Annotated in this window: 12 protein-coding genes; 7 read left to right on the plus strand and 5 right to left on the minus strand. The window is 42.6% G+C overall.

Annotation, left to right across the window (positions count from 1 at the left end; genetic code table 11):
• Window positions 1–22: 22 nt before the first annotated feature.
• Together AC3A14_RS22685 and AC3A14_RS22690 are read right to left on the minus strand one after the other, a co-directional pair.
• On the minus strand, window positions 23–496 hold the full coding sequence (locus AC3A14_RS22685) for an NB-ARC domain-containing protein (RefSeq protein ID WP_318737349.1): 474 nt from the start codon (window positions 494–496) through the stop codon (window positions 23–25).
• Window positions 497–537: 41 nt separating this feature from the next.
• Window positions 538–672 carry a helix-turn-helix domain-containing protein gene (locus tag AC3A14_RS22690; protein ID WP_318735537.1) on the minus strand — a complete coding sequence of 45 codons (135 nt, stop codon included), beginning with the start codon at window positions 670–672 and terminating at the stop codon, window positions 538–540.
• A 191-nt stretch (window positions 673–863) separates the two neighbouring features.
• Here AC3A14_RS22690 and AC3A14_RS22695 point away from each other — a divergent pair, with 191 nt between their 5' ends.
• Window positions 864–1190: an alanine--tRNA ligase-related protein gene (locus AC3A14_RS22695; RefSeq protein ID WP_318735535.1), complete on the plus strand. Its 327-nt coding sequence runs from the start codon at window positions 864–866 to the stop codon at window positions 1188–1190.
• Here the strand turns inward: AC3A14_RS22695 and AC3A14_RS22700 are convergent.
• Window positions 1158–1274: a DUF6888 family protein gene (locus AC3A14_RS22700; RefSeq protein WP_413039169.1), complete on the minus strand. Its 117-nt coding sequence runs from the start codon at window positions 1272–1274 to the stop codon at window positions 1158–1160. The genes AC3A14_RS22695 and AC3A14_RS22700 overlap by 33 nt on opposite strands.
• Window positions 1275–1335: 61 nt before the next feature.
• On the opposite strand from AC3A14_RS22700, the gene AC3A14_RS22705 reads away from it, so the two are divergent.
• Together AC3A14_RS22705 and AC3A14_RS22710 are read left to right on the plus strand one after the other, a co-directional pair.
• Window positions 1336–3864: a glycosyltransferase family 39 protein gene (locus tag AC3A14_RS22705; protein WP_318735531.1), complete on the plus strand. Its 2529-nt coding sequence runs from the start codon at window positions 1336–1338 to the stop codon at window positions 3862–3864.
• 21 nt (window positions 3865–3885) lie between these two features.
• Complete coding sequence (locus AC3A14_RS22710; RefSeq protein WP_318735528.1) at window positions 3886–4680, plus strand: hypothetical protein; 795 nt, start codon at window positions 3886–3888, stop codon at window positions 4678–4680.
• Between the two features lie 28 nt (window positions 4681–4708).
• On the opposite strand, the gene AC3A14_RS22715 is transcribed toward AC3A14_RS22710, so the two are convergent.
• Window positions 4709–5881, minus strand: coding sequence for a DNA cytosine methyltransferase (locus AC3A14_RS22715; protein ID WP_318735525.1), 1173 nt, complete (start codon window positions 5879–5881; stop codon window positions 4709–4711).
• Between the two features lie 170 nt (window positions 5882–6051).
• On the opposite strand from AC3A14_RS22715, the gene AC3A14_RS22720 reads away from it, so the two are divergent.
• From AC3A14_RS22720 to gifA, 4 genes are all read left to right on the plus strand, one after another.
• The gene (locus tag AC3A14_RS22720; protein WP_318700396.1) at window positions 6052–6189 is read left to right on the plus strand and encodes a hypothetical protein; all 138 of its coding nucleotides are present in this window, start codon (window positions 6052–6054) and stop codon (window positions 6187–6189) included.
• A 50-nt stretch (window positions 6190–6239) separates the two neighbouring features.
• Window positions 6240–6839, plus strand: a complete 600-nt coding sequence (locus AC3A14_RS22725; protein ID WP_318700395.1) for a hypothetical protein — start codon at window positions 6240–6242, stop codon at window positions 6837–6839.
• A 188-nt stretch (window positions 6840–7027) separates the two neighbouring features.
• Window positions 7028–7570 (plus strand): sensor histidine kinase, encoded by a 543-nt coding sequence (locus AC3A14_RS22730; RefSeq protein ID WP_487779171.1) that lies wholly within the window; start codon window positions 7028–7030, stop codon window positions 7568–7570.
• A gap of 156 nt (window positions 7571–7726) precedes the next feature.
• Window positions 7727–7927 carry a glutamine synthetase inactivation factor IF7A gene (gene gifA / locus AC3A14_RS22735; protein ID WP_318700393.1) on the plus strand — a complete coding sequence of 67 codons (201 nt, stop codon included), beginning with the start codon at window positions 7727–7729 and terminating at the stop codon, window positions 7925–7927.
• A 99-nt stretch (window positions 7928–8026) separates the two neighbouring features.
• On the opposite strand, the gene ftsH is transcribed toward gifA, so the two are convergent.
• Window positions 8027–9904 (minus strand): ATP-dependent zinc metalloprotease FtsH, encoded by a 1878-nt coding sequence (gene ftsH, locus AC3A14_RS22740; protein ID WP_318735519.1) that lies wholly within the window; start codon window positions 9902–9904, stop codon window positions 8027–8029.
• Window positions 9905–10138 lie beyond the last annotated feature (234 nt).

A 10138-nucleotide genomic window follows, 5' to 3' on the forward strand; every position in this document is an offset into this window, starting at 1 on the left:
AAGGTTCTATCCCTTATACAGTCTACTCTTTAGCCTCCTTGTCATCCCTTAAGCTATTTTGCATTTGTGCAACTGTAGGGCAAGTTTCTAAGCTACGCCAAATTACATATTCAAATTGATGTTTAATTTCTTGAACAAGTTGAGTTATTAATGCAGTTTTGCCGATACCAATAATTCCTGTAAGTGTTAATATTTGTGCTTTATCGGTAAAAATTAGTGTTTTGAGATTTTGCAATTCAGAAGTTCGATTATAAAACCTGCCTAAATTTGGCATTTCACTTAAATCATGATGTAAGGTTGGAGTCTTCTGAAGGTGAGATTGCATATCGGTTGATGAGTTTTGGTTTTGTATTGTATCTCCACAAATAGTGACGCTACCAATTTGAGCATGATCTTGTGCAAAATGTGAAAACTTAATTTGACATCTTTCTATTGATGATCTGAAATTAGATTTAGTGACCTTTTCACCTAATTCTTCGGAAAAAATTGCCATCATTTTGCTCCAATATGCCTAACCTAACTATCATTACAGTGCTTTTATTCAGCAATTTGAGTATATTTCTTTCCTTGCAAAGTTCCGTACAAAATCGTTTTTTGTAAATCATCCAGGTATTGTCCAGTCTTAGAAAACACGAGATGATCTGCCAGCTTCACTACTTCTTCAACATTCATACTCTTTAGTAAATTTGCAATTGTACCTACTTTACCCAACAAATTCTAGCATTTTTTAACCATTTAGCCCTAGAGGTTTGGATTAACAGACAAAATACCTAACAAAATTGAGCATTTTTGGACTATATAGGAAAGCTATAATTTTAAAAGATTACCTTCGGGTTAGCTGTAAGACGGTTATGGAGTAGTGTATGGCAACCAAGCTTGTTTACCTTGACGATACCTATAAATTCACTGACCAAGCCCAAGTAGAATATCTAGCTAACGATGAGCGTGGACAGTATTGTGTTTTAGATCAGACCATCTTCTACCCACAAGGGGGAGGACAGCCATCAGATACAGGTTTCTTTGAAGCCAAAGCTGTACAGATGCCTATTTCTTTTGTCGGTTTTGTAGAAGGTGAAGTTCGTCATTACGGTGATTTTTCGGAAGGTCTACTGGAAAAAGGTGATGAAGTTTTGTTGTTGGTTGATGAAGTGCGTCGTCTAACCAATGACATTTCCTGTTCTCTCATCTAAACGCACCATATCCACAGAACGGTACATGCTTGTGAGGTTCTGGCAAATCTGAAAACATCGAAGTGCCTGTTGAGTTGTTGGCAAGTATTTGACTCCATCTTTATGGTAGCCTAATTAGCTTATAGCAGTTTTCGCTAACGATCGCATGACTAAGGAAGCATTGGAACAAACTCAGCACCGTTTGTCTGAGCAAAATACCCGAACCGATCCGGTGTTGGCGCTGGGATTGATGATGTTTCTGATTATAGTGGGCGATCGCCTCTGGCTGGCGATCGATCGCCGCCCTCCAGCTTGGGATCAGGCTGATTATCTCAACTGGGTTTTGGAATATCAGCGCATCTTGGAAACTTCCCAACCCTTTTCCGGAGAGTGGTGGCATCAATTTTGGCTACTTTCTCCGAAAATTCCGCCTCTGATGTATGTGACAACTGTTCCCTTTGTCCAGATTTTTGGCGCGAGTCCCGATTCTTCAACCCTGGTGATGCTGCTGTATAGCGCTATTCTTCTGGGTTCGGTCTATGGATTAGGTCGCATCCTGTTCAACGGCTATCTAGGATTGTGGGCTGCTCTCTTGTGTATCCTGCTACCGGGACTCTACCGCTATCGCTTGGATTTTCTCCAGGATTATCCCTTGACTGCGATGGTCACTTGGAGTTTTTTTTGTCTGACTCTATGGTGGTTTTCCCGTTACTCTTCTCGATCGCAACAATGGGGAATGGCTGCACTAATGGGGGTTTCCGTGGGATTAGCACTGCTGACGAAACAAACGGCGCTGTTTTTTTTGCTGACTCCGATCGCCGTTTCTGGAATTACCAGCCTTTATCAGCGACAATGGGAACGCCTCGGCCAATGGCTTTTAGGGGGAATAATTGCCCTCGGTATGCTCTATCCTTGGGTACGTACCAACTGGTTGCTGATACTCACCTCTGGAAAACGAGCGACTATAGATTCGGCGATCGCTGAAGGTGACCCCCCCCTGTATACCCTCGATGCTTGGCTCTATTACTGGAAAGACCTGCCAGAGTTGGTATCCTGGCCTCTATTATGGATTCCAATCGTCGGTTTTATTGGTATAGGGATTCAATTCTGGCGCTCCGAACAACGGCTAAACCTGAAACAGCACCCCAAAACCATTTGGATACTTTTGTTTCTAGTAGGGTCTTACTTCCTCTGTTCCTTAAACATAAATAAGGATACCCGCTACATCCTTCCATCTCTTCCCGTTCTCTCTCTCCTACTCGCTTACGGTTTAAATCAGTGGGATAAACTCAGCCGCAAATGGGGCCCTAAAATCCGTTGGGGAACCATAGGATTAGCGGGTTTACTGATGTTCTTAAACCTCTATCCCCTGGGAGGGCAATTCTTCATCCGAGCGCTGAGTCCTGGAGCAATGAATTATCCAGTGTTGGGACTTCCCCTTCCCCATCCTAAAGTTATCGATGAAATCATTAAAACCGAACCCTATCTACGCTCTAATGTGGGAGTTTTGCCTTCTACACCTACTTTAAATCAGCATAATATTAACTACTATGGGCAAGTGCGAAATTCTCAAGTTCATGGTCGTCAAGTGGGAACCAATAGTCAACACATTGTACAAGATGGGCGATCTCTCCGTTGGTTTATCACCAAAACCGGTCAACAAGGATTAAGTCCCTCTACTGAACGACAACAGTTAACTCAGTTCATCGAAACTGGTGGCTTATTTAACCTGCATCAATCCTGGTCTCTCAACGATGGCAGTCAACTAAACCTCTATCACCAGCATACTCCCCCCGTGCAGGTGGTTCCCCTCGATCGACCCCTGTCTGAGGTGCAACTCTATAACCTCTTTGTTGCCAGTCCCGTCCCTCCCGGAAGTCCAGTTCCCGTTACCTACCAATGGCACGGCCCCTGGAAAGATTTACAATCGGGGTTAGTGCTGATTACTTGGATTCGAGAACGGGATGGTCAAATTGCTTGGATACATGACCATGGGTTTGGGATGGGAAATCTCTATGCTCCTGACAACCTCGATCCAGAACAAGCAGTGGAAGTGAGTGAGCTGACCTCCATGTTACCTCCTGCGGATATGGAACCGGGAAGCTATCGGTTAAGGGTGCAATATTTGCCAGACCGAAACTTAGATACTCCCGCTCAAGATATCCCCATTCCCCCCATTCGCATGATGTTATCTTTCGATGCTCCTGCTCAACCTGCTTTAGAGTTAGATTTATCCACTCAATTTCGCACGTTTGCAGCCACCCTATCCCAGGGACCGACTGCTCTAGAGCATATTTTTAGCGAAGTGGGGCGGATTAATCAATACGATCCGACGCAAGATTATTTGTTGCAAGTCGATCGCACCTTGAGTTATCGACTACAGCAAGATCCGAATCAGGTAGATTCGCTGTATAGTTTGGTGCTATCGCGGGTGTTGCGTCAGGATGTGCCGGGGGCGATCGCCGCCTTAGATGTCCTCACCACCCTAGAGCCAAACAGCCCCTATCCCTGGGCATATTTAGCTGTTGTCTATCTTTATGACTGGAAACCTCAAAAAGCGCAAAACGTCCTCGAAACCGCCCTACAGCTCAAACCAGACGAGCCAGAAATCAGAGCCATGCAAGCCATTTCCTGGGCAATGCAAGGTCGTTTCTTCAAAGCTTGGCAACTCGCCAAAACCCTCGATTTAATTTAAAATGGCTCAACTTATTTAATTATGGTTAGTCAGTTATCTGCTGAGACATTGATATCGCTTTCTGTTGAAGAAAGGAAATCACTAATTTTGCATCATGCTTCATTGATTGATGTAACCCATATTACTGATGAAGATTTACATATACCATACAAGTATGGAAAAATCATTTCCTCAATAGCACAGGGTTACTTTGAATATCAACTTGTGCAAGATTTGCAAAATGGAACTATTTTAGAATTGGATAAACAATATCAGTCAATTTCTAGTAAAACCGACCAATTTACCGATAACTTTATTGAGTGGTTAAAAGCAGATTTTCAAAACCAAAGCCTCCTCTTGGACTCCCATCCTAAACCTAAAAATCTTTTTGAGCTATGTGGGGCAAAATTACTAATGACCAGTAACTCAGTAACCAGAAGTCTAAGTACAAAAATGGGTAGGCTTTGGGAAGACATAGCTAACCTTAGTCCTTATATAATTATTCCTGAGATTGAATTTGGAATTAAAATCAAGGGAATAGATTTGGTTATCTTATCACAAGATAAAATTTTGTTTGCACAAATTAAGACCTTAAAAGGAACATTGACCGGCTCACAACGAAGTAGAGCAAAAAAAGAATTATCTATTCATGAAAATCCACTTTTCATATCAGCTTTTGATTTAGGAGAATGGACGTTTAACGATCCCCAAATCCCTCGTCTTGCGGGCAAAGAGTTTTGGGATATTATTTACATTAATTACGATCTCCTAGAGGATCGAGTAAAACATATGTTACAAACAATCGATCGTGCTTTTGCGAAACTTGCGGCTCAATAGGTAGCGATATGTCTATTGCTAGACAAGATCAAGAAAACAGAGAAAGTTGTTCAGCAATTTTTTGACCTTTTTCTTGGTGTCCTTGAATTAAATTAAAAAGATAAACCCCTATTTCTTTGGATAATAAAACCGGTACAGCATTGCCAATCTGTTTATATTTAGAAAGAGTGGAACCATAGAAAATCCAATCATCAGGAAAAGTTTGCAGTTTCGCAGATTCACGAACCGTTAAACAACGAAGTTCCACAGGATGACACATATCTGTAGCTTTTTGATTTGGACTTGTTGTTATGGTTGGAGAGGGCTTATCCCAAGATAATCTTCTATAAAAACCGACTTTTCCTCCTCCTGAATGATAAGCGCCTCCCATAGCTTCTTGTTTTAAGTCTTCTGGTAGATATTTCCAATTTTGTCCAGCTTTCAATAATTTTAAATACTTGAGGCGATTTTCTGAATAGGGTATAAACTCTGGTTGTGTATCTACTAACCCTTTTAAACCGTCTCTTAAAGTCCGCCATTTAGGTAACTTTTTGCCATCTTTGGAATATTTTGGCAGAGGAAAGGTAACGGATTCAGAATCTCTAGAACCCATAAATATGACACGCTGTCTGGTTTGTGGCACACCATAATCTGCTGCTTCTAAAACATTGTAAACTACTTGATAGCCTATGTTTTTCATTTCTAATAGTACCACCTCCAAAGCTGCACCTTTGATTTCATCCTTCTCTAAAGGAGGATAATCTTTTCCACGTTGATTAATCGGTCTATGGCGTAGAGGAGCAGAAAGTAAACCTTTGACATTTTCCATTAAGAAAAAACGAGGTTTGACTTCTTTAACAATCCGAATAAAATCCATGAATAAGCTGCCACGAGGATCTAGAACAGAACCTCTTTTCCCGGCTGTACTAAAGGGTTGACAAGGCGGGCCACCCGTTACTAAATCCACATCACCTGGTTGTAGAGGACGACCTAAACCTAAAACTTTTCCGCCTTCTTCAAGTAATTCTTGTGCCGTTACTTTTTGTATTTCTCTAGGAATAGCACTATTTTTAAGAAAAGGTCTATTTAGGGCAATAGTCTTGATGGCATCACTCTGTTTTTCAACGACACTCACTGTGATAAAACCAGCTTGCTCTAATCCAAAATCTAGTCCATAGGCTCCGGTAAATAAGGAAATAGAAATAGGTTGATTATTTATCATTGCTATTGATCGTAATACTCGGGAGAAGTAAGTAGGCTCAGTTAATAACTCACCCTACTCATTAACGATGGGCATAATTCTTGTTATTATATTAAAGGCGATCGCTTAAGGTAAGATCGCTTTCAACAAGATCCTAAGCGAGTAGACTGGTTCTATACTTTAGTGCTATCGTGGCTATTTCGTCAAGATTTGCTGGGGCGATCGCCGCCTTAGATGTCCTCACTACCCTAGAGCCAAACAGCCCCTATCCCTGGGCTTATTTAGCCGTAGTCTATCTTTATGACTGGAAACCTCAAAAAGCTCGATAGGATTGATATAGATATACCACGCTCTATAACATCAAGCAAGGTAATTCCCCATGCCATTTAGTCAATTCAAAAGCATTTCTGAAGTTCAAAAAGCATACAATATTCGGTATACTGAAAGTTTATTTATATCGAATAGTGACATCCCTGTCCCTCAAAATTTGCTGGAAGAATTTGAGTTTAACCAAGAAAATATTGATATTTTTTCATCAGAAGCGGCTCGGTGTGAACTCATTATATCTCCCTTGCTCAGGGCCGTCTATAAAAACCATAGAAGTAATTACTCATTTTGGATACAAAAAAACATATCTTTTGACCAAGTATTGTGTGGAACACCCGACTATATATTTTCTAAGCGATCGTCGTTGGGCAAAACAGTTCTTGAAACTCCGATTCTCATAGTCGTTGAAGCAAAAAAGAATGACTTTGAGCAAGGATGGGGACAATGTTTAGCCGAGCTAGTTGCTTCACAAAAAATCAATAAGAATGAAAATAAGGAAGTATATGGTATTGTTACTGATGGAAATTTATGGCAATTCGGACGTTTGCATGCTGATGTGTTTACTAAACATGACAAAAACTACACAATTGATAAGATACAAGAGTTATATGGGACGCTAGAGTATCTTGCCAATTTATTGGATGCAAGTTGACATGTATAAAAAGATAATTTTGAAGTTGGGTACATCAGTTTTGCTGTTTTCTTTTCCATTACTCTTTAGTCATTAAAGGTTACCAACATCAGTATCCGAATCCACCGGAAACCATACACAACTTGGTTGAGACGCTCGATATAGAGTTTTTGAGGGCAGATCTTCAGAAACTGCTCAGGTCTAGTCAAGTGGGTATTGATCGCATCCAAACCATTGTACAATCTCTGCGCAAATTTTCTCGCTTGGATGAATCGGATTACAAAACGGTGGATTTTCACGAAGGTATTGAGAGTAGTTTATTGTTTTTGGGACACCGCCTCAATCCCAATGGCGATCGCCCCCAGATTACCCTTATCCGTGAATATAGCAACCTCCCCTTAGTCTCCTGCTATCCTCGACAACTGAACCAGGCAATGATGCATATCTTGAATAATGCGATCGATGCTTTAGAAGAAGAGTCTGTAGAAGAAAAAATATTACGCATTTCTACTTCCTGTATTGACGAGCAATGGGTGAGGCTTTGCATTGCTGATAATGGAGTAGGGATGTCAGAAGCTCTACAAAAGCAAGTTTTTCAGCCCTTTTTCACCACGAAATTAGGCAAACAACACCATAATGGGCTCGGACTCTACGTCAGCCATCAAATTATTACCGAACAACACCAGGGTAAACTCTATTGTCACTCTACACCGGGTCAGGGAACAGAGTTGATTGTTGAAATCCCCATATAGAGATCCTCCATATCTATCCATGGGGGGTTGTCTCTCTGAGTATAATCATTAATTTTTGTTAAAAAACAATATTTTGTAGCCTTGAATACAAAAACATTTGATATAGTTAGAACTGTAAGGAAAAAAGAACTTAATAAAACAACTGGAGAAGCGATTATGTTATCGACTAACGATCAAGCTCGCGCTTTAATGAACCGCCACCATCACCTCGTGAAAAATCGCCAACAGTCCATGCTCAACCGCTCCGCTGCTGAAGTTGGACTCGATCAAACCGGTGACTACTGGAATAACATTCAAGGTAAACCCGTTGGCAGACTTAATGAAGCTTACGATCGCAGTGGCTCATCCATGAGCTAGATAAACTCCATCTAGAGCATTCAATACCAACCCTTTGTATTTCCACACAAGGAGGACGCTTCTGACTCAGAAGCGTCCTCTGTCTCTATTTGTATCTGATTAAGCGCTGCCAGCTTTCACCAAATCAACCGGCGAGCTGGGTGTATTTTTCTGGTAGTCAGTGACAATTTGTCGGAAGAGATCGCCCTCAATGGTTTCCTGATCTAATAAAATATCAACCAATTTATCCATTAGGGGGCGATGTTCCCGTAGGAGTTTGCGAGCCTGTTGATGGCAACGCACGGCAATTTCCCGAATTTGATGGTCGATTTGGGTAGCGACTTCCTCAGAATATTCGGAACGAGTCATTAAATCCCGGCCTAAGAATACTTCATTTCCTTCACTTTCTAGGGCGAGAGGCCCCAAATCTGACATTCCCCACCGGGTGACCATTTCTCTGGCGAGTTTGGCTACCTGTTCAATATCACCAAAAGCTCCAGCCGTTACTTCAGCACTACCAAAAACTTCTTCTTCGGCTGCTCGTCCGCCAAGAAGAATAGTAATGCGATCGAGTAGCCACCCACGACTGAACAAACCACTATCTAAGTTTTCTTCGCTCAATACTCCTTGAGAAAATCCCTCCACTCCCCCAGATCGAGGAATGATCGTGACTTTGTTGAGGGGGTCAGCATTTTTAAGTAACGTTCTTAATAGAGCATGGCCAATTTCATGGTAAGCAGTTAAACGCTTTTTCTTGCTATCGAGTAGGGGTTTGAGGCTCATACCAATACTAACGCGATCGATCGCATCCTCCACTTCCAGAGGAGTTATGGCTTCCTTGCGCCGTCTAGCAGTGAGGATAGCAGCTTCATTGAGAACATTGGCTAGGTCAGCCCCGGAAAATCCAGGGGTACGTCGGGCAATAAGCTCTAAAGAGACATCAGCCGAAACTTTCTTATCGCGAGCATGAACCTCTAAAATCCCTAACCGACCTTTATACGTGGGCAAATCAACCATTACTTGGCGGTCAAACCTACCGGGACGCAAAAGAGCTTGATCCAGCACATCCGGGCGGTTCGTAGCGGCAATGATGATAATGCCACTGTTGCCTTCAAACCCATCCATTTCTGTCAACAATTGGTTGAGGGTTTGTTCCCGTTCATCATTACCCCCACCAATACCTGCACCCCGTTGACGACCAACGGCATCAATTTCATCGATAAAGACTAAACAGGGGGCATTTTCCTTGGCTTTCTTAAACAAATCCCTTACCCGCGAAGCGCCCACACCGACAAACATCTCCACGAACTCGGAACCGGAAATGCTGAAAAAGGGAACCCCGGCTTCACCGGCGATCGCCTTTGCCATCAGGGTTTTCCCGGTTCCAGGAGGTCCGACTAATAACACTCCTCTAGGAATTTTCGCCCCAATGGCTGTAAACCGCTCCGGTTGTTTTAAGAAGGTGACGACTTCTTGTAACTCTTCCTTAGCTTCCTCCACTCCAGCGACATCATTAAACACCACTCCAGTTTTGGCTTCCATCTGGAATTTGGCCTTAGATTTGCCGAAGTTTAATGCATTGCCCGCCGACTGGGAAGAGCGCTTAACGATCATCATTAATCCGATTACCACCAACAGGATTAATAACAAATTGGCTACACTACTGACCACCATGCGATTATCCGCGCTGGCTTGTTCTCCAAACTTCACCTTATTGGCCTTGAGTTCTTCAATCAATTCAGGATTACGCTCAAAAATGATGACCTCTTGTTTGGTTTGCGATCCGTCTAAGGTCACTTGAGCGCGGTTCTTCGTGGGGTCAATTTCTACAAACTCTACTTCTCCCGCTTCAATTTTTTCCAACAATTGGGTATAACTGAGCTGCTGGGACTGAGCCTGGACTGGACGATTTAAGAGGCTCCAGGTGAATAGTAAGGAACTGCTCAGGGCCAAAGTCGCGCCCAGGGACATTCCTTTGCGTTTGAAGGTTTGAGCCATAGTTTTGAATTGAGAACTGTTCATAGCGTCAGATCGGGTGGTGCGATCGCCCAAAAATAGATTAGTGGATAATTTTAGTGTAACTGGCGAATGGGGAATGGGGGAAAGGCAATAGGCAATAGGCAACAAAGGAGCTCTGTCCCCTCATTCCCCTATCTCCCCATCCCCCTATCTCCCCATCTCCCCATCCCCCTATCTCCCCATCTCCCCATCTCCCCATCTCCCCATCTCCCC

It is taken from the genome of Roseofilum sp., assembly GCF_982964205.1.

What these genes read in the sequence shown, in the direction of transcription:
- AC3A14_RS22715 (WP_318735525.1), bottom strand. Translation starts at nt 5,881, where the DNA reads ATGATAAATAATCAACCTATTTCTATTTCCTTATTTACCGGAGCCTAT.
- AC3A14_RS22685 (WP_318737349.1), bottom strand. Translation starts at nt 496, where the DNA reads ATGATGGCAATTTTTTCCGAAGAATTAGGTGAAAAGGTCACTAAATCT.
- gifA (WP_318700393.1), top strand. Translation starts at nt 7,727, where the DNA reads ATGTTATCGACTAACGATCAAGCTCGCGCTTTAATGAACCGCCACCAT.
- ftsH (WP_318735519.1), bottom strand. Translation starts at nt 9,904, where the DNA reads ATGGCTCAAACCTTCAAACGCAAAGGAATGTCCCTGGGCGCGACTTTG.
- AC3A14_RS22690 (WP_318735537.1), bottom strand. Translation starts at nt 672, where the DNA reads ATGAATGTTGAAGAAGTAGTGAAGCTGGCAGATCATCTCGTGTTTTCT.
- AC3A14_RS22695 (WP_318735535.1), top strand. Translation starts at nt 864, where the DNA reads ATGGCAACCAAGCTTGTTTACCTTGACGATACCTATAAATTCACTGAC.
- AC3A14_RS22710 (WP_318735528.1), top strand. Translation starts at nt 3,886, where the DNA reads ATGGTTAGTCAGTTATCTGCTGAGACATTGATATCGCTTTCTGTTGAA.
- AC3A14_RS22705 (WP_318735531.1), top strand. Translation starts at nt 1,336, where the DNA reads ATGACTAAGGAAGCATTGGAACAAACTCAGCACCGTTTGTCTGAGCAA.
- AC3A14_RS22725 (WP_318700395.1), top strand. Translation starts at nt 6,240, where the DNA reads ATGCCATTTAGTCAATTCAAAAGCATTTCTGAAGTTCAAAAAGCATAC.